Origin of the sequence: Pseudolactococcus chungangensis CAU 28 = DSM 22330 (assembly GCF_002441885.1) — a bacterium.
Lineage (GTDB): Bacteria > Bacillota > Bacilli > Lactobacillales > Streptococcaceae > Pseudolactococcus > Pseudolactococcus chungangensis.
On sequence record NZ_JXJT01000018.1, the window covers coordinates 1 to 20,336 of the forward strand.

General features: G+C 41.3%; 24 protein-coding genes. 22 read left to right on the plus strand and 2 right to left on the minus strand.

Annotated features, from left to right (window positions below; translation table 11 throughout):
• Positions 1-133 precede the first annotated feature (133 nt).
• The 21 genes from RR45_RS07770 to RR45_RS07870 all read left to right on the plus strand — a co-directional run bounded on the left by RR45_RS07770 (position 134) and on the right by RR45_RS07870 (position 17,667).
• A complete protein-coding gene (locus RR45_RS07770; protein WP_003140000.1) occupies positions 134-490 on the plus strand; it encodes a GntR family transcriptional regulator in 357 nt (118 codons plus the stop codon).
• The gene (locus RR45_RS07775) at positions 474-1,301 is read left to right on the plus strand and encodes an ATP-binding cassette domain-containing protein (protein WP_072353650.1); all 828 of its coding nucleotides are present in this window, start codon (positions 474-476) and stop codon (positions 1,299-1,301) included. The genes RR45_RS07770 and RR45_RS07775 overlap by 17 nt, the downstream gene beginning before the upstream one ends.
• Positions 1,302-1,318: 17 nt before the next feature.
• Positions 1,319-2,527 carry a hypothetical protein gene (locus RR45_RS07780; protein WP_143188753.1) on the plus strand — a complete coding sequence of 403 codons (1,209 nt, stop codon included), beginning with the start codon at positions 1,319-1,321 and terminating at the stop codon, positions 2,525-2,527.
• A 111-nt stretch (positions 2,528-2,638) separates the two neighbouring features.
• Positions 2,639-3,778, plus strand: a complete 1,140-nt coding sequence (gene dnaJ / locus RR45_RS07785) for a molecular chaperone DnaJ (RefSeq protein WP_031366884.1) — start codon at positions 2,639-2,641, stop codon at positions 3,776-3,778.
• Between the two features lie 257 nt (positions 3,779-4,035).
• Entirely contained in the window at positions 4,036-4,482 is a 447-nt protein-coding gene (locus RR45_RS07790) for a MarR family winged helix-turn-helix transcriptional regulator (protein WP_031366885.1), read from the plus strand.
• A gap of 133 nt (positions 4,483-4,615) precedes the next feature.
• Positions 4,616-6,001: a DHA2 family efflux MFS transporter permease subunit gene (locus tag RR45_RS07795; RefSeq protein WP_031366886.1), complete on the plus strand. Its 1,386-nt coding sequence runs from the start codon at positions 4,616-4,618 to the stop codon at positions 5,999-6,001.
• Positions 6,002-6,190: 189 nt separating this feature from the next.
• Positions 6,191-6,718: a YqeG family HAD IIIA-type phosphatase gene (locus tag RR45_RS07800; RefSeq protein ID WP_031366887.1), complete on the plus strand. Its 528-nt coding sequence runs from the start codon at positions 6,191-6,193 to the stop codon at positions 6,716-6,718.
• Entirely contained in the window at positions 6,700-7,836 is a 1,137-nt protein-coding gene (gene yqeH, locus RR45_RS07805) for a ribosome biogenesis GTPase YqeH (protein ID WP_031366888.1), read from the plus strand. The genes RR45_RS07800 and yqeH overlap by 19 nt, the downstream gene beginning before the upstream one ends.
• A gap of 115 nt (positions 7,837-7,951) precedes the next feature.
• Positions 7,952-8,620 (plus strand): hypothetical protein, encoded by a 669-nt coding sequence (locus RR45_RS07810; protein WP_143188754.1) that lies wholly within the window; start codon positions 7,952-7,954, stop codon positions 8,618-8,620.
• Between the two features lie 221 nt (positions 8,621-8,841).
• A complete protein-coding gene (gene yhbY, locus RR45_RS07815) occupies positions 8,842-9,150 on the plus strand; it encodes a ribosome assembly RNA-binding protein YhbY (protein ID WP_031366890.1) in 309 nt (102 codons plus the stop codon).
• Between the two features lie 86 nt (positions 9,151-9,236).
• The gene (locus RR45_RS07820; RefSeq protein WP_031366891.1) at positions 9,237-9,839 is read left to right on the plus strand and encodes a nucleotidyl transferase family protein; all 603 of its coding nucleotides are present in this window, start codon (positions 9,237-9,239) and stop codon (positions 9,837-9,839) included.
• Positions 9,829-10,428: a bis(5'-nucleosyl)-tetraphosphatase (symmetrical) YqeK gene (gene yqeK / locus RR45_RS07825; protein WP_031366892.1), complete on the plus strand. Its 600-nt coding sequence runs from the start codon at positions 9,829-9,831 to the stop codon at positions 10,426-10,428. Before RR45_RS07820 ends, yqeK begins: the two co-directional genes overlap by 11 nt.
• Positions 10,403-11,374, plus strand: coding sequence for a Tle-like phospholipase domain-containing protein (locus RR45_RS07830; protein ID WP_084463491.1), 972 nt, complete (start codon positions 10,403-10,405; stop codon positions 11,372-11,374). Before yqeK ends, RR45_RS07830 begins: the two co-directional genes overlap by 26 nt.
• A 6-nt stretch (positions 11,375-11,380) precedes the next feature.
• Positions 11,381-11,737, plus strand: coding sequence for a ribosome silencing factor (gene rsfS / locus RR45_RS07835; RefSeq protein ID WP_031366894.1), 357 nt, complete (start codon positions 11,381-11,383; stop codon positions 11,735-11,737).
• A 47-nt stretch (positions 11,738-11,784) separates the two neighbouring features.
• Entirely contained in the window at positions 11,785-12,537 is a 753-nt protein-coding gene (locus RR45_RS07840) for a class I SAM-dependent DNA methyltransferase (RefSeq protein WP_031366895.1), read from the plus strand.
• A gap of 112 nt (positions 12,538-12,649) precedes the next feature.
• On the plus strand, positions 12,650-13,282 hold the full coding sequence (locus RR45_RS07845; protein ID WP_031366896.1) for a hypothetical protein: 633 nt from the start codon (positions 12,650-12,652) through the stop codon (positions 13,280-13,282).
• On the plus strand, positions 13,279-14,424 hold the full coding sequence (locus tag RR45_RS07850) for a nucleotidyltransferase (protein WP_031366897.1): 1,146 nt from the start codon (positions 13,279-13,281) through the stop codon (positions 14,422-14,424). The genes RR45_RS07845 and RR45_RS07850 overlap by 4 nt, the downstream gene beginning before the upstream one ends.
• A gap of 109 nt (positions 14,425-14,533) precedes the next feature.
• The gene (locus RR45_RS07855; RefSeq protein WP_031366898.1) at positions 14,534-15,250 is read left to right on the plus strand and encodes a YebC/PmpR family DNA-binding transcriptional regulator; all 717 of its coding nucleotides are present in this window, start codon (positions 14,534-14,536) and stop codon (positions 15,248-15,250) included.
• Between the two features lie 165 nt (positions 15,251-15,415).
• Positions 15,416-15,592 carry a 30S ribosomal protein S21 gene (rpsU, locus tag RR45_RS07860; RefSeq protein WP_003137442.1) on the plus strand — a complete coding sequence of 59 codons (177 nt, stop codon included), beginning with the start codon at positions 15,416-15,418 and terminating at the stop codon, positions 15,590-15,592.
• Between the two features lie 141 nt (positions 15,593-15,733).
• A complete protein-coding gene (locus tag RR45_RS07865; protein ID WP_031366899.1) occupies positions 15,734-16,360 on the plus strand; it encodes an NAD(P)-dependent oxidoreductase in 627 nt (208 codons plus the stop codon).
• A 110-nt stretch (positions 16,361-16,470) separates the two neighbouring features.
• Positions 16,471-17,667: a phosphoglycerate kinase gene (locus tag RR45_RS07870; protein WP_031366900.1), complete on the plus strand. Its 1,197-nt coding sequence runs from the start codon at positions 16,471-16,473 to the stop codon at positions 17,665-17,667.
• A gap of 261 nt (positions 17,668-17,928) precedes the next feature.
• On the opposite strand, the gene RR45_RS07875 is transcribed toward RR45_RS07870, so the two are convergent.
• Both RR45_RS07875 and RR45_RS07880 read right to left on the minus strand, forming a co-directional pair.
• Positions 17,929-18,477, minus strand: a complete 549-nt coding sequence (locus tag RR45_RS07875; RefSeq protein ID WP_031366901.1) for a hypothetical protein — start codon at positions 18,475-18,477, stop codon at positions 17,929-17,931.
• A 4-nt stretch (positions 18,478-18,481) separates the two neighbouring features.
• A complete protein-coding gene (locus RR45_RS07880; RefSeq protein WP_031366902.1) occupies positions 18,482-18,955 on the minus strand; it encodes an S-ribosylhomocysteine lyase in 474 nt (157 codons plus the stop codon).
• A 244-nt stretch (positions 18,956-19,199) separates the two neighbouring features.
• Between RR45_RS07880 and RR45_RS07885 the strand changes: the two genes are divergently transcribed.
• Positions 19,200-20,054: an aldo/keto reductase gene (locus tag RR45_RS07885; RefSeq protein ID WP_031366903.1), complete on the plus strand. Its 855-nt coding sequence runs from the start codon at positions 19,200-19,202 to the stop codon at positions 20,052-20,054.
• Positions 20,055-20,336 lie beyond the last annotated feature (282 nt).

A 20,336-nucleotide genomic window follows, 5' to 3' on the forward strand; every position in this document is an offset into this window, starting at 1 on the left:
TTCCCACACGATTTGACAAAGAACCAAAAAATCATGAGCGATCATGGTTTTTTTGTTTTACTGAAAAAAAGGCTTGACAAAATAAACTGTACTATCTATAATAGTACATATAATACAAAAAGAAAGGATTGCCATGAATAAATTAGCGATATATGAACAACTGGCCTACCAAATTAAGCATGAGATTGCGGCTGGCATTATTCAACCCGGTGATAAGCTACCAAGTGTGCGAAAGTTTGCGTTGGAAAAGCAAATTAATCCGAATACAGCGGTCAAAGTGTATAAGACTTTGGAAAATGAAGGTGTGATTATCTCGATTCCTAGTAAGGGTAATTTTGTGAGTGATGATGCTGACCAATTACAAAGTCTACGTGTGGCAGAGCTAACAGAGAATTTTCGTGACTTACTACAAGAGATGCGAGATAACCACATCAAAGAATCGGCTATTTTAAAATTAGTAGAAGGAGTTTACCATGACTTTGAGCGTTAACAATGTGAGCAAAATAATTGAAGGCAATCCGATATTAGAAAATGTGAACTTTGACATGGAGGCTGGCAGTATCGTTGGTCTTGTCGGGTGCAACGGTGTTGGGAAAACGACTTTAATGCGATTGATTGCAGGTGAAATGCAGCCAGAAAGTGGTCAAATTCAATTTGATGAAACAGGTCGAGCCTCTGTTTTCTATCTGGATACCTTGTCAAATTGGATGACGAGTTACACGGCGACATTGGCAGCAGATGTTTTAGCAATTTTTTATCCGCAATTTAATCGTGAGCATTTTGAAGAGATACTCTGCTCACAAAAGTTACCTTTGAATAAAACCATCGCAAGTTTGTCGAAAGGACAAAAGGCTTTAGTTTGTATCGCAGCAGGTATTGCCAGTCAAGCTAATTATTTGCTATTTGATGAACCCTTGGATGGTTTGGATGTTTTTGTCAAAGATTACTTTAAAGCGTTACTACTTGAAGCGGTCGATGAGGGACGCGGTGTCATCATTGCCACGCATAATCTAGCTGAATTAGACAGTCTGGCGGATAGGATATTACTGATTAATGATCGGTATGTCATTGAGCAAGAAAATGATACGGATACTGTCAAAATTCAATTTGTTTATGAGGGAGATGAACTCGCGTCCAACTTGACAGATGTTGCGACAATTCTTGAAAAAAGAGGTCGTGTCTATATTGCTTTGATTTCAGAGTCGTTGATCCCTGCTATTTTTACAGATACAACGACCTATAAATTTGTCGAGATTTTATCTGTGACAACTGAGGATATTTTCAGAAAGGAACTGGGGTAAGGTTGATGAAAAATGTAATGACAGCATATTATAAATTGCGTAAGGGATGGCTAATTGCTTTTTACAGTCTTATTATTCTAGCTGGTATGGTCAGCATGGTCGTGGATAGCGGCAACTGGCACACTTTGGAAAAACAATTTGACAAGCATTTCTCTGCGAAAATATATGATGAAATTCGTGATTATTTAGGGACTGAACAGGTGAGTCATGCGGATGTTTATGACAAATATGAAAATGCCTACCTTTATTTGAATATGATTGAGTCTGATGGGGAGACCGATGGTAAAGGGAGTACGAAACAAGCAGGCGCCGCACCCAGTGCCTATTATAAACAAATGCCTGCTAAGTTTGAGACCTTTAGAGCGCGTCAACTGGCTTACTATGGTCCAACTAATAGGCATCTCTATGGTGAGGGTTTAGTGCCTTATCGTCAAATCTGGTTAGGTATTCCTGAAGAAACGGTCAATATCTCCTTAAATGCTGTTGCTTTAATTGGCGCACCACTTTTAGTAATTGTGGCAGTATTTGGTTTGATGCTGATGTTTGACCAATGGAAGCAATTACCAAGTTTCATACGCTCACGAACTGGTCATGCTGGGTTATTACTTGGGGCGCAAGCTATTTATTGGGCAATCATACCGTTTGTCTTAGCTGGTGTGATGTCTGTGGTGACACAATTGACCCGCTCACTTTTTATTCCTGAAAAGTTTGTCACTGTTCCTTGGTCAGCTATCCTGAACTATTCCGCAGATTTTTTAGCTCAGATGATTTTACTTGTGATTTTGGCTGGTTTTGTACATGCTTTGGTTGGTAACCCAATTTATAAGGTCATCACCTTTATTTGTGCTTTAGGTGCTCTGGGGTTATCCATTAGTGTCTTTTATGGTTTAACAGGTATCGGGATTTTGAATAACGTTAACCGATTTAGTTATTTAACCTATTTTCTGATTGGGGGAGTCTCAATCCTTGCGACGGTCTGGTTGCAGTCTAAGTATTCTTTAGAGCAAGATAGTAGTTATATCCGACTGCCAAAGCTGAGGCTTGCTTTCTATCTGGTAATTGTTTTCTTCACGGTATTCGATTTTCTGGTACCATTGTTCGCTTTGCGAGGGGATAACTGGCGGGTGATGGATTCTGTGATTCATGTGATTGTTCCGATTGTGCTTGTCGTTTTATTTGCTAAATTAGTTCTGAATAAAGACATTCGTCATTTGTTTTCAAAATAAGAATTAGCACTCTGAAAAAAGAGTGCTAATTTTTTTGTCAAAATTGGTCAAACATGGTAAAATGGATGTACACTAAAAAATACTAAATAAAATAAAAGAGGTTTTGCCTAAATGAATAACACAGAATACTACGAGCGTCTGGGCATTAGCAAGTCTGCCAGCCAAGACGAAATCAAAAAAGCTTATCGTAAATTGTCGAAACAGTATCATCCGGATATTAATAAAGAAGCCGGCGCTGAGGACAAATATAAGGAAATTCAAGAAGCCTATGAAACGTTAGGTGATGAGCAAAAACGTGCAGCCTATGACCAATATGGTGCAGCTGGTGCCAATGGTGGTTTTGGCGGCGGTGGCGGATTTGGTGGATTTGATGGGTTCTCAAGTGGCGGTTTCGGTGGCTTTGATGACATCTTTTCATCATTTTTCGGCGGCGGCGGTGCGCAAAGCAATCCGAATGCCCCGCGTCAAGGTCAAGATTTACAATATCGCATGAAGTTGAAATTCGAAGAGGCGATTTTTGGCATTGAAAAAGAAATCAAATATACACGTGACCAAGCTTGTCACACTTGTCATGGCAATGGTGCTAAACCGGGTACGCAGCCTGTTACATGTAGTAAGTGTGGTGGTCGAGGCCAAGTACAAGTGGCGCGTGATACACCACTTGGTCGTGTGATGACAACAGCGATTTGTGATGTTTGTCATGGTACTGGTAAAGAGATCAAAGAAAAATGCCCAACTTGTTATGGTTCAGGTCATGAAAAACAAGAACATAAAGTTAAAGTTTCAGTGCCAGCAGGTGTAGAAACTGGTCAACAAATGCGCATGCAAGGTGGCGGAGATGCTGGGGTTAACCAAGGCCCTTATGGCGACCTTTATGTTGTCTTTGATGTAGCAGCATCTGACAAATTCGAGCGTGATGGTTCTGATATTTTCTATGATATGCCTCTTGAGTTTGTTCAAGCAGCACTCGGCGATGAGGTCGAAGTACCAACAGTTCATGGCAATGTTAAGCTAAAAATTCCAGCAGGTACACAAACCGGTCAAAATTTCCGTTTACGTGGTAAAGGTGCGCCTAAATTACGTGGCACAGGTAATGGCGACCAACACGTCATCGTTAATATTGTTACACCTAAGAAACTTAATGACGCCCAAAAAGAAGCTCTGACAGCATTTGCCAAAGCAAGTGGTCAAAGCGTCTCAGCACAAAAATCAGAAGGATTTTTCGACAAATTAAAAAAAGAATTTAAGTAAAAACATGATACTGAAAGCGATGCGACGAAGTCGTAAACTTTCGTAGAAAAATAGGATTTAGTGGTTCTGCGCTTGCACAGGTTCGCTAAATGTCTTTTTTCCACGAAAGTTAGCTTGAAGTTCAAATCAAGCATGATACTGAAAGCGATGCGACGTAGTCGTGAACTTTTTTCGACAAATTTTGATAGCCTCTTAACCAGTATCTCTGGTTGAGAGGTTTTATGTTGTACAGGAAACAAATATGTTATAATATAATCATGGAAAAATCAGAACAAATCATGGCTGGCATTACAGATCTGAACAGTAAGCTATTACTATTACGTAAACCAATCATGGAAAAAGCAATGAGAGGTTTTAGCTTATCAGAAATTGCTTATATGGAATATATTGCTTTGCATCCAGATGCTAATGTCACGCGACTTGCTGCGGCGCTTTACATGACACGAGGGGCGATTAGTAAAATAACCAAAAAATTAGAAAAAAAGGGTATGATAACCAGTTATCAGAAACCTGATAATAAAAAAGAACTCTATTTTGCCTTAACAGCAGAAGGTCAAAAGATTGATGCCATTCATCATCAACTACACCAAGACTTTCTTGCAGCAGACAAAAAGGTGTTTTCAGATTTTTCAGATGGTGAACTAACAACGATTTTACGTTTTGTTGACGCTTATAATCAGCATTTAAACCAAGAGTTAAATTGAGACCTTTTGAGGTCTTATTTTTTTTGAAAATATTTTTGTTGACAAGGAAACTAAAAAGAAGTAGACTAAATATGTTGACAAGGAAACAAAAAACGAAATGATAAAATATTCCACACATGAAAGGTTTTTAGAAATGTCTTTTACAATACAAACTCAAACAAAACTGCCGCGCCAGACAATGGTGACAGCCTGGACGATTATGCTAGCAGGGATAGCCCCGATGTTGGACGCAACCATGATAAATATTGCGTTTAAGCAACTGACGCAGGATTTTTCGACGACAATCGGCATGGTTCAGTGGGCGATGACAGGTTATATTCTAGCACTTGCGCTAGCAGTACCAATTTCAGGCTGGTTGATGTTGCGCTTTGATGGCAAAAAAGTGCTGATACTTTCAGTTCTTGCTTTTGGTTTGATGTCTATTCTAGTTGGCTTTAGCTGGAAAATCAGTCTCTTTATTTTTTTCCGTCTTTTACAAGGGTTCAGCGCGGGCATCATTACACCCTTGATGTCCACTTTACTCGTCAAAACAGCTGGTCCAGAAAATATATGTAACGTCATTGCTATCGTGACTACCCCGATGATTTTCGGCCCTATATTTGGTCCAGTTTTGGGTGGTTTACTCATCGAATTCAGTTCTTGGCAGTGGCTTTTTTTCATCAATGTCGGTGTCGTCGTCCTAGCAATCCCCTTACTCGTCCGAAATTTGCCAGATTTCCCAGCGGTTGATGCCTCACGTCGATTAGATATTATCGGGATACTGTTATTATCGGGTATGAGCATCGCCATGATTTTGGGCATCTCAAAAGCCACAGATTCAGCCAGTTTTCTGACACCCTCAACCTTGGTGTGGTTAGCGGTAGGAGGGGGATTGCTACTCGTCTACATCGGTTATGACCGACTCAGTCCGTATCCGACCGTTCTGCCGCTGCGCCTCTTTCACCATCGCACTTTCAAAGCGACAAGCATCGGTCTCTTTCTTGCCAACATTGCCATTATGGGGCCCATGTTCCTACTTCCTTTAATCTTTCAAAACATACTGGAGTTGACGACAATTGAGGCAGCGCTCGCGCTGATACCACAGGGTTTGGGGATGTTAGTGATGCGACCTTATATTGGTCGAATGATTGATAAAGTCGGCGCTAAAAGAGTGGTCATGGCCAGTGTTGCTCTATCAATGCTCGGCTCTGTTCCTTTAGTTTTTATCACACAACAGACATCTTTCATCTGGATATCTCTTATCCTTTTCACTCGTGGGCTGGGTATTGGTGGTATTACGATTGCTTTATCAAGTGATGCCTATACGGGTCTTGAAGAGCAAGACCTGCCGCCTGCTGGTGTTGGCATTAATGTCATTGAGAATTTGGGTTCTAGTTTTGGGACAGCGCTTTTAGCGACGGTCTTTGCTGCAACGACATTGACAGCTGGACAAGTCGCAGGATTTCATGCGAGCTTTCTTGTGGCAATTATTGCGCTTGTGCTTGTCACCTTACCTGCCTTATTTTTGACCGAAAAATAAGGGGTATTTTTAAAAATAGGCAACTTGGGCAAATCTGAAGTTTTAGAGATACCCTGAAATGCATTGGAATATAAGGTTCGCTTAAGGTAACTAGTCTATAATAAAGTCATTCCTAAAATATTTTTCATAAACTTCCCCTTTTCTCAGTAGCTCGCCAAGTTTGGCGAGCTTTTGTGTTATAATGAAAACATGAGTATTGAAAATTACAAACCGGATTTTCTGTTATCGGCTGCCTATCAGTTAGGTGCAGAAAGTTTGAGACGGCACGGGATTCGTGCGGTATTGGTAGATTTAGATAATACCTTGACTGCTTGGAATAATCCTAATGGGACGCCTGAGATGCGTGCTTGGTTGGCAGAGATGAAAGCAACGCATATCAAAGTCATCGTTGTGTCAAATAACAAACATGACCGGGTCAAGAGAGCTGTTGCGCGATTCGATGTGCCATTTGTCAGTCGTGCCATGAAGCCTTTCGACATGGGCATCAAAAAAGCCCTTAAGGTGTTGGGTGAAAAGCCTGAGGATGCGGTGATGGTCGGCGACCAGCTGATGACGGATATTCGCGCAGCTAAGCGGGCGGGTGTTCGAAGTGTGTTGGTTAAGCCGTTAGTTGAATCAGATGCTTGGAATACGAAATTTAATCGTGCGCGTGAACGACGCGTATGGCGCAAGTTAATAGAAAAATATGGAGAACCTGAGTGGCAGAACGCGATTTAGTAGTAGAAGAAGTAGAAGCCTTACGTTGTATTGGTTGTGGGGCTGAAATACAGACAGTAGATAAAGATGCAATGGGTTACACGCCGAAATCAGCACTAGAAAAAGGGCTAGAGACTGGCGAGTTATACTGTCAACGCTGTTTCCGTCTGCGTCACTATAATGAGATTGCAGCTGTTAATATCAGTGACGATGAGTTTTTACGTCTTTTGACAGAGGTTGGTAATACCAATGCTTTGGTTGTCAATGTCGTTGATATTTTTGACTTTAACGGCTCAGTTATCCCAGGTTTGCATCGTTTTGTAGCGGGAAATGACGTGCTGTTAGTCGGGAATAAGCGTGATATCTTACCAAAATCGGTTAAGGAAAGCAAAGTAAGAAATTGGTTGCGAGAACGTGCACATGAAGAAGGCTTGCGTCCTGTTGATGTTATTTTGACTAGCGCTTATAATCGTGATGATACGCTAGACCTCGTAGATGAGATTGAAAATTATCGTGAAGGTCGAGATGTCTATGTGGTTGGTGTGACCAATGTTGGCAAGTCAACCTTGATTAATGCGATTATTAAGAATGCGACAGGTGACAGTAATGTCATTACGACGAGCCGTTTCCCAGGGACAACCCTTGATAAAATTGAGATTCCGTTGGATGATGGTAGTTTTATCATTGATACACCGGGGATTATCCATCATCATCAAATGGCGCACTTTATCGGACCTGAAGACTTGAAGTTGGTGAGTCCGAAAAAAGAAATCAAACCAAAAACTTATCAGTTGAATGAAGGTCAGACTTTATTCATGGGTGGTTTGGCACGCTTTGATTATTTAAAAGGTGACAAACAAGGCTTTACAGGTTTCTTTGATAATCATCTCATGATTCATAGAACTAAACTTGAAAAGGCAGACGAGTTCTATGTTAAACATAAAGGTAGCCTTTTAGTGCCACCTCGTGAGGATGACATGGCTACTTTCCCTAAACTGGTTCGAAAAGAGTTTGCTATCAAAAGTAAATCGGACATTGTCTTTTCTGGACTGGGGTGGATTAGAGTTGCTAAACCAGCGATTATAGCTGCTTGGGTGCCTGAAGGTGTCGATGTTATGATTAGAAAAAGCTTGATTTAATAGCTTAGCCTTAATTGACTCTTAAAGTTAGACGTATTGAAACCATCATCTTTTTATGATATGATGGTTTTTTAATAATAAAAAAAGAGAATATTGAGGAAAGATGATGAATACGATGAAGTTATTATTTCAGGAAAATCCACTAGCCTATATTGGTCTTGGGGTTGCGGCAGTTGGTATAGTTGTCATGCTTGTTTTTTTAGTCCAACTAATTGCGGGCAAAAATAAGAAACATGAATTAATTAAATTTCTGGTTGCGCTCTTAGTTGTGGTCGCAAGTTTGGGTGCTTTTATGTATGCGGCATTGACGGTTAAGACGCCTAAGTCGGACACGATAATCGCCGTCATGGATAAAATCAATGGCAATCAAGACTATCAAAAATATAGCCTTGAAGCCAATCAATTGACAACATCAATGATTAATGAATGGGGTGTATCAGGTGATTTAGCACCTGAAAAAGGCCAAGAAATTGTCAATAATAACAAGGCAAAAGTCGATGCTTTGATTGCCAATGGAGAGAGCTATTTGAAAGCAATTGATGTGGCAGCGCCAAAAGCCAAACTGGATACTTTACCTAAAGCATATGGTGATTACGTTGTAGCGATTAAAGAAAATATCAAGATTAGCTTGAGTATGTTAAAAGAAGTGCAGACGATTAGATTAAATCAGAATGAAACCGTGGATAAGTTCAACAAAGAATATACACAGTCGTTGATGGCAGCACAAACGACAATCAATTCAGCGGCTGATGCCTTGAATAAGTTACGTGGCACTGAAAAATAAGTCAATGGGTAAAAACGGCTAGGCATTTTAGTTATTTGACAAGAAGTCTAAAGAAATGCTGTCAACTCTGATAAATAGCGAGGAAGGTGTGACTCCTTCCTTTTTGTTTCCTCTAAATTATGGTAAAATTAAACTTAGAGATTTAAAATATTGAATCGACAGCACACAAGCGGTTAGACTGATTATTTACGGTGTCTAACGCTAATTATAGAAAGATAACGATGACATTAACAGGAAAACAAAAACGATACCTACGCGCTGAAGCGCACCATTTGACACCGATTGTTCAAATTGGTAAAGGTGGTTTAACCAATGAAATCAAGACGAGTATTCGTAAGGCATTAGACGCCCGTGAATTAATTAAAGTGGCAATTCTACAAAATTCTGATGCTGACATTCACGATGTGGCAGAAGAAATCGAAGAAATGTCATTTGATGTGGTCCAAACCATTGGTCGCATTTTAGTCGTTTTCAAAGTAGCTGAAAAACGCGAAAATCGCAAGCTCTCCCTCAAAGTCAAAGAGTTGTAAGCCAAATTTTTTAGATGGCCGCAAGGCTCAGCACATCTACAATACATCTCACGCATGTTCAGCCACAAGCAAAAAAGGAGTTATCGATGGGAATTGAACTGCTCACACCTTATACGAAAGTTGAACTTGAACTGCAAGAAACGGACAGTCGTCGCCAAATTGGTCTTTTTGTCGGAAAATTTGCCCCGATTCATCTGGCACATCTGGTGATTGCGGATCAGGTGTGGCGAGAACTCAACCTTGAGCGCATTTTATTCATGCCTGAATATGACGATGAAAATGGGACGATTATCAGCCTCTTAGCGCGTGGTTTGCAAGGACATCCGGGCTTTGGTATTGATATGGCACGGCTTAACCGCACGAGGCAGCCCCTCACTGAAACTCTGAAAACCCTCATTGCGAATAACCCAGATACAGATTTTTACTTGATTGCAGGTAGTGATGAGATTGGTAGATTGTCACAGTTGGGAAATGCGTCAGAATTGGCGCAATTGGTGCAACTTGTGGGGGTACAGCGCCCGAAATTCAGGACGGGAACGTCGTTACCTATTTTATGGGTGGATGTCCCACAGATGGATATTTCATCTAAAAATCTGCGAGACATGATGCATCAAGGCATTGAGCCTAAGTTTTTGATGCCAGATGCGGTGCTTGATGTAATTAAGGAGAGAGGATTGTATGGTCTTTGAGTTTTATCCAGAAGTTGGACTGACACGAGCTGAATTATGTGATAAAATTTCAGCTAATATGTCTGACAAACGCTTTCAGCATGTGCAAAATGTCGCTAAATCTGCACTTAGATTAGCTGAGCGCTGGGGCTATCCTGAACCTAGGAAAGCAGAATTAGCAGGACTCTTGCATGATTACGCAAAGGAAACAACAGATGAGACGTTTATCCAGCTGATTGACAAATATCAGCTAGACCCAGATCTTCTCAACTGGAATAATAATGTCTGGCACGGTCTCGTTGGGATTTATAAAATTCAGGAAGACTTGGGGTTGACTGACCCAGAGATTACCCGTGCGATTGAGATTCATACAGTTGGTAGTGCAGCTATGAGTTTGCTAGATAAGATTTTGTATGTGGCAGATTATGTTGAAGATGGTCGTACTTTCGAGGGTGTTGATGTTGCACGTCAACTTGCTTATGAGCAGGACCTAGATGCTGCGGTTGCTTATGAAACGGTGCACACAGTTGCCTTTCTCGCGAGCAAACACGTGAGAATCTACCCGCAAACGATTTTAACCTATAATGCCTATGTTGAGCAACTCAAATAGGACGACAAAACGTCTGCCTATAGGATTTGTTGCTGGTTTTCTGGCAATTAATGGTGCTCAAGGTATCTATCAATCGCTTTTGATGTACAGACGTAAGCGACAGTTTCTAGCTTATCTAAAAAATGATTCAAGAGTTACTTTTGGCAATTTTCATCGTGGCTCAGTCTATGGCTACAAGCATATCAGAAGTTCCCAAGACGTTTATTTTGCGGTGAGACAACTCTCTGATGAACGATTTATCGTTCGTAGACATGCCCGGATTTGGAGAATGCCAGAAAGTTATTCAGTTACTGATTTCGACTACAACTTTCTCAGTGATTTTGCTTACTATGTTGATGATCAGATGGCGATGCAAGACCACTTTGAGCCGATTCGTGCTGGGGATTGTTTAGATGATAGATTTCAAGTCGTTCAAACAATCGATGATGAGGCAACAGGTTTGCAAGCCATGGCTGTGCAAGTTAGTCAGATGCAACTCGTCATTGCATATGCTGGCACTAACCCCCTCGATGCTAGGGATTTGAAGATGGATATGACGACGATTGTCGCCAAGCAACATCTACCTAGTTCAGAAAATAGCCAGCAACATCAAAAAGCTGAAAAATTTTATCAGGCAGTCCAAGCTGAATATCCTGATAGAATTATCACGCTGACAGGTCATTCACTGGGTGGATTTCTGGCACTATACGTCGCTTGTAGGCAGAGGCTTGATGCCACAGTATATAATGCGCCCGACCCTTGCCAGTTGTTAGCCGACATGCCCCAAGAACTAGAACTTAAACTGATAAATTACCGCCATGTTTATGATGCTATGGGCAAGATGCGGGGGAACGGGACGGGTGCTGAAGTGTTCAGTAATCGACGCTTTTTCCTCGCACGTACGCCTTTTGTTTACCACGGTATAGCCTCATGGCGCTTTGATTCGAATGGAAAAATAGAAAGATAAGAAAATATGACAATTCAAAATGTACTACAAACCGCAGTGACAGCTGCAGATGATAAAAAAGCCCTCAATATCGTTGCCTTAGATATGCGCGAAGTGAGCGGTGTGATGGATACGCTCGTCGTGATGGAAGCGATGAATGCGCGTCAAATCGATGCCATCGTGGATAATATCACGGAGGCTATCAAGAAAAATGGTGGAGACATTCATGGTGTTGAGGGTGTTGGTGCAGACGGTTGGGTATTGATTGACCTGATTGATGTTGTGATTAACGTCATGACGCATGATGCACGCCTGACATATAGCCTCGAAAAACTTTGGCATGATGCCCCAGATATTGATGTTGACGAATGGTTGACAGCATAATGATAGTGAAAGCGGTGCGATGGTTGCATCTAACTAAGTGAGAAAATATGGATAATTATCAAGAGTTTGCACGCGTTTATGACACGATTATGGACGACACCTTATACGATGCTTGGCATGATTTTTCACGTCGGCATTTACCATCAGAAACGACAAATATACTAGAGCTTGCTTGTGGTACAGGTAAGCTCTCTGTGCAGTTTGCGCGAGATGGCTACGCAGTAACTGGGCTCGATTTGTCAGAAGAAATGCTGACGATTGCTTACAACCGAGCGCTTGACGAGCTTGATGAATCCACAGGTATCGGCTTTATCGAAGGCGATATGCGCGATTTGAGTGATGTTGGTACCTACGATGCCGTAACTTGTTATAGTGATAGCATCTGCTATATGCCTGACCGCGAAGCCGTGCAAGAAGTCTTTGACGGCGTTTTTAACGCCTTAAATGCGGGAGGCACCTTTATCTTCGATGTGCACTCCGTGCATCAAATCGACGACGTCTTTCCAGGCTATGCTTATCATGAAAATGAAGAAGATTTTGCCTTTATCTGGGACTCCTTTCCAGGGGAAAAAGCCCACAGTATCACACATGAACTGACTTTCTTTGTCAAGGATAGCGACGGAAAATTTGAGCGTCGTGATGAAGTTCATGATGAGCGAACTTACACGATTGACAATTACCTGACCATGTTAGATAATGCCGGTTTCGTCTCAGTTCAAGTTTTTGTTGACTTTGAAGATATTGCAGCACAGGAAAAAGATGATGGTGCACGCTGGTTCTTTGTCGCAAGAAAGGACTAAGCGCAAGTATGATAGCGTCGGATAGCTACTTGGCTTTCTGTTTGCTTATTGTTTTTATGATAGTTTTGCTTAGGTTAATCGCTGAGTGTACTTCAAATGAGAGGAAAATACTATGTTCTATTTAGGTATCATCGTGGTCGTTGGCTTAATTGCTTATTTGACACAAAATAGTCGAGACAAAAAAATGCCACGATGGTTAAAAGTGCTTTTAGTTGTCATTGCTTTAGTAGTTCTAGGTGACATATCTGAAAAATTATCAGGGATCGTTTTGCTTGCCTTAATCGTCTGGTGGTTTGTCAGACGCCCAAGTCGTCAAAACAGACATCAGACAGCAGAAACCGCGGCGATGCGAAAACAAGCTAAATCTTCTTTCGCGCAGCCAATTGACCCGATTAAGCACTACGTCTCAACACCTAAGCGCCGTGAGGCTTTGGTTGAGTTAGGCAGCACACCAAAAGAATTAGCAGTTTACATTCATCAGGAAATTGATACATTCTTCATGAATGAATGGACTAAGATGTCCGTTATCTATATGGATCAGTCTGATCAATTTGATGATGATGTCCAAGAAAATGCTGGTCGTCAGATGCGGGAAATTTTGGATGCCATTTCTGCCAAATTTGCCAAGAAAAAGCGGGCTGAAATGGTAGAAAAACAATCAATTAATGAAGAACTGAAGGCCCAACATAAACAAGAGATTGACATCGCCATGCAAGTTTATGATAAGTGGCAGGATAAGTCATGAGGTTAACTAAAGTTTCTACTGAAAATTCTGTCCCAATATCAGGTATCATTGCAGAGTTTAACCCCTTTCATCATGGGCATCAGTACTTGCTGTCACAAGCACCAGGTCTGAAAATCGTTATCATGAGTGGCAACTGGATGCAACGAGGTGAACCTGCGATTGTGGACAAATGGACTCGTGCCCAAATGGCCTTAAAAAATGGTGCGGACATTATCGTCGAGTTACCATTTTTTGCTAGTGTTCAGGGAGCTGACTATTTCGCCCAATATGCGCTGCAAATGCTAGCAGACTTAGGCATTAATCAGTTGGTCTTTGGGACAGATTCTGATGATGTTGACTATGACATACTACGTCAACTTTATTACGATAAAAGTACAGAGATTCAGGGATTTTTAGAAACCTTGCCTGAGAACTTGTCTTATCCACAAAAGATGCAGCAGATGTGGCAGGCTTTTGCTGGTATTCAATTTGATGGCAATACACCCAATCACATCCTAGGTTTAGCCTACACCAAAGCTGTGGCGATGGTCGCGCCAAAGATTAAGTTACAGCCAGTCAAGCGCATAGGGGCAGGTTTTCACGATGACACCTTGTCACAATTTGCCTCAGCGACTGCGATTCGTGAGCATGCAAACGAAAATTTATCTAGCTTTATGCCTGACTATGCTAGTTTTCAGGCGGCGCCTAAAGTTCAATGGTCTGATTATCTCCCCTTGCTCAAGTATCAGCTGCTTTCTGCACGTCTTACGGACATTTTTCAGGTTAATGAAGAGTTGGCTGTCAGATTGAAAAGTGCTATTCAAATAGCGACAGATTTTGAAACCTTAGTAGATGCAGTGGTGACGAAACGCTATACTAGAGCGCGAGTTAAGCGTTTGCTGACTTACATCTTGGTCAATGTACCTAAATCACAAATCTTTGAGAAGCCCAAGCCACATGTGTTAGGTTTTTCAGCAGCGGGTCAGCGCTATTTGAAAAATGTTGATGTCGTGACGAAAGTCGGAAAAACCTATCAAGACAGACTCACGCTTCAGGCAGACGCTATCTATCGTCTGGGCAATCAAGCCATTCTTGAGCAAAATTATGGCCGGCCACCGCTTAGGCAGACGCATGGCGCAGCCCAAGGGAAAGAAATAGGTTAATGGGCTAAAAAAGTGTCGAAAATGACACAATAGCTGACAAATGTTGAAATTATGATAAAATAGTATAGAATGATAATAATGCTAAAAGGATACGAAAGAAGGAGTAATAATGGGACGCAAATGGGCGAATATCGTTGCAAAGAAAACGGCTAAAGATGGCGCAAACTCAAAAGTTTATGCGAAATTTGGTGTGGAAATCTATGCTGCAGCGAAACAAGGAGATCCAGATCCTGAGTCAAACTCAAAATTGAAATTTACGATTGAACGTGCAAAACAAGCGCAAGTGCCACGTCATATTATTGATAAGGCGATTGATAAGGCGAAAGGTAGCAGTGATGAAACCTTTACCGAAGGTCGTTATGAAGGATTCGGTCCTAACGGCTCAATGGTTATCGTGGATACTTTGACGACCAATGTCAATCGGACGGCTGCAAATGTTCGTGCGGCATATAATAAAAATGGCGGTAATTTTGGTGCCTCAGGTTCAGTAGCTTACTTATTTGATAATACCGGGGTCATTGGCTTTGTCGGTGATAACGCAGACGAGATTTTCGAGTATCTTTTGGAAAAAGAAATCGATGTTCGCGATGTTGAACAACAAGAAGACCAAGTCATTGTCTACACAGAGCCAGAGGCTTTGCATAAAGCCTTAGCAGCACTTCGTGAAAATGGTGTAGGTGAGTTTACAGTGTCAGAACTTGAATTGATCCCGCAAAGTGAAGTTGAATTATCTGGCGACGATTTAGAAACCTTTGAAAAATTAATCGATGCACTGGAAGATGACGAAGATGTTCAAAAAGTCTATCACAATGTGGCTGATTTCTAATAAATGGTGAGAATAGCAGTAAAAACAAGCGGTGAAAAGTCATCGCTTGTTTTTTGTAGAATTTCTAGCAGATATTATCAAATCTCTTGACTTTTATCTGAAACATGGTAAACTAAAATGGTATGCTTTTGGCATAACTATGAAACGGAAAAGAGGTGAAATCCTATGTCACAAACAATCGTACGTAAAAACGAATCGCTTGACGACGCGCTTCGCCGCTTTAAACGTTCAGTAACAAAAGCTGGAACACTTCAAGAAGCTCGTAAACGCGAGCACTACGAAAAACCTTCTGTGAAACGTAAACGTAAATCAGAAGCAGCTCGTAAACGTAAAAAATTCTAATCATTAAAGTTTAGAGATAAAAAGCAGCCATTGGGTTGCTTTTTTGTGTTCAGACTAATAATATCAATTCCTTTACGAACCTATTCTTGAAATGTTACAATGAGAGCAAATAAAAGCATTAATAAGGAAAGAGGAGTAAGCATGAAAATCGCAGTTATTGGTGCAACAGGTCAAGCTGGTAGCTTGATTACCGAAAAATTGGTCGCTGCGGGGGCAGATATCACAGCGCTCGTTAGAAATGCCAGTCGGTTAAAAGTCGATATCCCTGTTATCGAAAAGGATATTTTTGCCCTAACCCAAGCAGACCTTGCACCATTTGATGTCGTCATTGAGGCTTTCCGCGCGCCAGAAGGTCATGAAATTCAGCATTTGCAGGCTATGCAACACCTCATGGCATTGCTTGAGGACAGTCAAACGCGTCTTATTGCGGTGGGTGGGACGAGCTCGCTCTATAGCGACGAGACCCGCACTAAACGTCTTATTGACCTTGTCGATGTGACAGCGTCTTTTTATCCTGTTGCTAAATATATGAGTGACGCAGCCCTTGAACTTAAAGCGAGTGACCTTAACTACACTTACTTCTCACCCGCTGCTTACTTTGACCCGGCTGGCCTTGAAACGAGGGCTTACAGCTTAGCCACCGACATTTTCACGGTTAATGCGTCTGGGGAAAGCTATATCTCGATGGCAGATTTCGCAAGTGCTATGCGTGATATCGTGCTTAATGGTACGCACCAAAGGGAACATATCAGTATCTATCAAAATTAGAGGAGAATGAGATGAGTGAAAAAGTGATTTAATGTGCCACCTGTCTACTTTTTGTGATATAATGTACTATGTAGATTTATAGAATACAATTTAATGGAGGCAACAACCAAATGGCTAAACTTACTGTAAAAGACGTTGAGTTGACAGGTAAAAAAGTTCTCGTACGTGTAGACTTTAATGTACCTTTGAAAGACGGCGTGATTACAAACGATAACCGTATCACAGCAGCGTTACCAACAATCAATTATATCCTTGAACAAGGTGGACGCGCAATTCTTTTTTCTCACCTTGGTCGTGTAAAAGAAGAATCTGATAAAGCGGGTAAATCTCTTGCACCAGTTGCAAAAGCTTTGTCTGAAAAATTAGGTAAAGAAGTTGTCTTTACTGGCACAACGCGTGGTGCTGAACTTGAAGCCGCAATTGACGCGCTTAAAGACGGCGAAATCTTGCTTGTTGAAAACACACGTTTTGAAGATATCGACGGTAAAAAAGAATCTAAAAACGATCCTGAGCTTGGTAAATATTGGGCTAGCCTTGGCGATGGCATCTTCGTCAATGACGCTTTCGGTACAGCTCACCGCGCACACGCTTCAAACGTAGGTATCTCTGCTAACGTTGATAAAGCAGTTGCTGGTTTCTTGCTTGAAAACGAAATTGCTTACATCCAAGAAGCAGTTGAAGCACCAGTTCGTCCGTTTGTTGCCATCCTTGGTGGTTCAAAAGTATCAGATAAAATCGGTGTTATCGAAAACCTTTTGTCAAAAGCTGACAAAGTTATCATCGGTGGTGGTATGACTTATACTTTCCTTAAAGCACAAGGCATCGAAATTGGCGATTCACTTGTTGAAGCTGACAAATTGGATATCGCTAAAGAATTGCTTGCGAAAGCTGAGGGTAAATTGATCTTGCCAGTTGACTCAAAAGAAGCGAATGCTTTTGCTGGTTATACTGAAATCAAAGATACTGAAGGCGATGCGATCGACCCTGGTTTCCTTGGTCTTGACATCGGTCCTAAATCAATCGCGAAATTTGACGCTGAATTGACAGGCGCTAAAACAGTTGTATGGAATGGACCAATGGGTGTCTTTGAAAATCCTGATTTCCAAGCTGGTACAATTGGCGTTATGGATTCAATCGTTAAACAACCAGGCGTTAAATCAATCATCGGTGGTGGTGACTCAGCAGCAGCAGCTATCAACCTTGGTTACGCTGAGAAATTCTCATGGATTTCAACTGGTGGCGGCGCTTCAATGGAACTCCTTGAAGGTAAAGTCTTGCCAGGTTTGGCTTCATTGACTGATAAATAAGCCAATTAATTGATTGGTGATAATAGAATTATCATCATGATAAAAACGGAATTAGTTTGAGCTAATTCCGTTTTTTTATATTTTTGTAGTACTAGCGAGATGATAACGGTCTCGTTGGTTATTACTGTCAAAGCGACGGTGACAAAAGTCTAGAAAATAAAAAAAACTTGAAACTTGTATGTAAAGAACTTGGTTTCATGCAGTTTTCGTATTTTAGAGGTAGGGAAACTTGATTCATGCTAGTTTCCCTACCTCTTTATTTTAATTATTAAAAATATCAAATTTGTAGACTCTATTGATCCCTCTCGCAATAAACATGGCAATATTGAAATCAATTAGTGAGTGAATAAAGCCACCAATGCCAAGAATGAGTAGAAGGGAAGCCAGATTTCGACCGTCTAGATGGCTGAAACCAGTTGTCAGAAGAATATAGACGATTGCAACCTCTGCTAAGGTGTGGATTAGAGCAATAACGACATTGAAAATTTGGAATTTAATACCGTGCGTATAGTCGCGATGTTTCCAAAGGAAAAGAGAACCAACGAGTGCGAAAATAACGTGCGTTGCAGCGCGAAATGTAATTTCAATTGGTAAACCAGAAATCAAGAAACCAATCGTTGAGCCGAGTGCGACGATGACCGCAACAGCAGGCGAAATTAACATACCGATCATAATCGGGACATGACTAGCAAGCGTGAAGCTAGCTGGGGGAATCACGATTTTGGGCATGACTTGCGGAATGAGAATTGCAAGTGCTGTCAAAAGTGCAGCAGTTGTAAGTATTGATAAGTGTTTGCGTGTCTGATTCATGAGATTAGATTACCTTTCTGATAAATGGATCGCTAGAGATACCACGTTCAAGAATGAGTGCTGACCACTCCTTAGCAGTCCAAAGTGAATGGTCACGGTAATTACCGCAGGACTCAATCGTTGTGCCAGGAACATCTGACCATTCAATGGTATTAACAATGGCCTCTAAAGACGCTTTAATGACCTTAGCAATCTCTTCTGACGAATGTTCTCCCCACATGATCATATGGAAACCAGTACGACAGCCAAATGGTGAGAAGTCAATCATGCCATCAATGCGATCTCGAATAAGACTCGCCATCAGATGTTCAATGGTATGTAAGCCAGCGGTTGGGATCTCTTGCTCATTAGGTTGTACCAAACGAACATCAAAGTTAGTGATAACATCCCCTTTAGGGCCAGTTTCAGCCCCAATTAAGCGGACATAGGGTGCAAGGACTTTTGTATGGTCGAGTTGGAATGATTCGACGTCTGCCATAGATTGATTCTCCTTTTTTATGTTGGCTCTCCAGCCAAGTGTGGTTGTTTTGATATAGGGTTAATTATACTGTAATGTGAATGTTTTGACAAGAAGAACGGCGTAGAAAATACCATTTCAAATCATTGCAGAAAAAAGCTATCTATATTATAATGAAAGCGTAAATTGTTCAGCCTTCATCTGAGTTAATCAACGTATTGTGCACACGAACTTGAGCTTAGGCTCATATCTATAGGAGGAACGTATGACTTTAACAGATACTTACACACTCAACAACGGCGAAAAAATTCCAGTTGTTGGTTTCGGAACTTGGCAAACACCTGACGGCGATGTCGCTGAAAAATCAGTCATTGCAGCCCTTAAAGCAGGCTACCGTCATATTGACACAGCAGCTGTTTATAAAAACGAAGCCTCAGTAGGTCGTGGCATTGCAAATTCAGGAGTCGCACGTGAAGACATCTATGTGACAACAAAAGTTTGGAATGATAAAACGACTTATGACGAAACCTTGGTAGCCATTGATGAAAGCCTTGCTAAGCTTGGTTTGGACTATGTTGATTTATTCTTAATCCATTGGCCAAATCCTGCACCAATCCGAGAAACAATTGGCTATGAAAAAAGAAACGCAGACGTTTGGCGTGCCTTGGAAGCCGGCGTTGCAGCAGGTAAAATCAAATCTATCGGTGTCTCAAATTTCCGACCACACCATATTGATGCACTTCTGAAAACAGCAAAAATCGCACCAGTCGTCAATCAACTTTACGTGAACCCAAGTGACCAACAAGAAGAAGTTGTCGCTTACAACAAAGCGCACAACATCTTGACACAGGCCTACTCACCACTCGGAACAGGCGAAGTACTGACAGTACCAGCCTTGGTCGAAATCGCTGAAAAACATGGTAAATCACCAGCGCAAGTCGCGCTGAAATGGTCACTACAAAAAGGTTATCTACCCTTACCAAAATCAGTGACACCAACCCGTATCATTGAGAATGGTGAATTGTTTGATTTTGAATTATCGGTTGAAGATATCGCAACGATTGATACCCTCCACGGTGCCACACGCATGACGAGTGACCCGGATCAAACGAACTTCTAAAATGAGAGCGTTGTAAGACTCTTAATCGTGTAAATGCGGTTAAGCGTCTTTTATTATCAAACAACACAAAGTTTTAAAACTTGAAAATCTATCATAATTTGTTATAATAAAATAGAACTCAAGGGAGTAGCAAGCAGTTTTCTGCGCAACTATCGTCATTACGGTCGTGTTTTCGGCTCGGTAGTTGCTTAATATGCGAGACTTGTAGCTGTAGCTACAGGTCTCTTTTTTATCTGCTGTGATAGCTTTGCTTACCAGCTAGTCATCTTGAGACCCGAGTTA

Excerpts from the sequence above, each read along its gene's own strand:
- RR45_RS07770 (WP_003140000.1), top strand. The coding sequence starts at position 134 with ATGAATAAATTAGCGATATATGAACAACTGGCCTACCAAATTAAGCAT.
- RR45_RS07775 (WP_072353650.1), top strand. The coding sequence starts at position 474 with ATGACTTTGAGCGTTAACAATGTGAGCAAAATAATTGAAGGCAATCCG.
- RR45_RS07780 (WP_143188753.1), top strand. The coding sequence starts at position 1,319 with ATGACAGCATATTATAAATTGCGTAAGGGATGGCTAATTGCTTTTTAC.
- dnaJ (WP_031366884.1), top strand. The coding sequence starts at position 2,639 with ATGAATAACACAGAATACTACGAGCGTCTGGGCATTAGCAAGTCTGCC.
- RR45_RS07790 (WP_031366885.1), top strand. The coding sequence starts at position 4,036 with ATGGAAAAATCAGAACAAATCATGGCTGGCATTACAGATCTGAACAGT.
- RR45_RS07795 (WP_031366886.1), top strand. The coding sequence starts at position 4,616 with ATGTCTTTTACAATACAAACTCAAACAAAACTGCCGCGCCAGACAATG.
- RR45_RS07800 (WP_031366887.1), top strand. The coding sequence starts at position 6,191 with ATGAGTATTGAAAATTACAAACCGGATTTTCTGTTATCGGCTGCCTAT.
- RR45_RS07810 (WP_143188754.1), top strand. The coding sequence starts at position 7,952 with ATGAAGTTATTATTTCAGGAAAATCCACTAGCCTATATTGGTCTTGGG.
- yhbY (WP_031366890.1), top strand. The coding sequence starts at position 8,842 with ATGACATTAACAGGAAAACAAAAACGATACCTACGCGCTGAAGCGCAC.
- RR45_RS07820 (WP_031366891.1), top strand. The coding sequence starts at position 9,237 with ATGGGAATTGAACTGCTCACACCTTATACGAAAGTTGAACTTGAACTG.
- yqeK (WP_031366892.1), top strand. The coding sequence starts at position 9,829 with ATGGTCTTTGAGTTTTATCCAGAAGTTGGACTGACACGAGCTGAATTA.
- RR45_RS07830 (WP_084463491.1), top strand. The coding sequence starts at position 10,403 with ATGCCTATGTTGAGCAACTCAAATAGGACGACAAAACGTCTGCCTATA.
- rsfS (WP_031366894.1), top strand. The coding sequence starts at position 11,381 with ATGACAATTCAAAATGTACTACAAACCGCAGTGACAGCTGCAGATGAT.
- RR45_RS07840 (WP_031366895.1), top strand. The coding sequence starts at position 11,785 with ATGGATAATTATCAAGAGTTTGCACGCGTTTATGACACGATTATGGAC.
- RR45_RS07845 (WP_031366896.1), top strand. The coding sequence starts at position 12,650 with ATGTTCTATTTAGGTATCATCGTGGTCGTTGGCTTAATTGCTTATTTG.
- RR45_RS07850 (WP_031366897.1), top strand. The coding sequence starts at position 13,279 with ATGAGGTTAACTAAAGTTTCTACTGAAAATTCTGTCCCAATATCAGGT.
- RR45_RS07855 (WP_031366898.1), top strand. The coding sequence starts at position 14,534 with ATGGGACGCAAATGGGCGAATATCGTTGCAAAGAAAACGGCTAAAGAT.
- rpsU (WP_003137442.1), top strand. The coding sequence starts at position 15,416 with ATGTCACAAACAATCGTACGTAAAAACGAATCGCTTGACGACGCGCTT.
- RR45_RS07865 (WP_031366899.1), top strand. The coding sequence starts at position 15,734 with ATGAAAATCGCAGTTATTGGTGCAACAGGTCAAGCTGGTAGCTTGATT.
- RR45_RS07870 (WP_031366900.1), top strand. The coding sequence starts at position 16,471 with ATGGCTAAACTTACTGTAAAAGACGTTGAGTTGACAGGTAAAAAAGTT.
- RR45_RS07875 (WP_031366901.1), bottom strand. The coding sequence starts at position 18,477 with ATGAATCAGACACGCAAACACTTATCAATACTTACAACTGCTGCACTT.
- RR45_RS07880 (WP_031366902.1), bottom strand. The coding sequence starts at position 18,955 with ATGGCAGACGTCGAATCATTCCAACTCGACCATACAAAAGTCCTTGCA.
- RR45_RS07885 (WP_031366903.1), top strand. The coding sequence starts at position 19,200 with ATGACTTTAACAGATACTTACACACTCAACAACGGCGAAAAAATTCCA.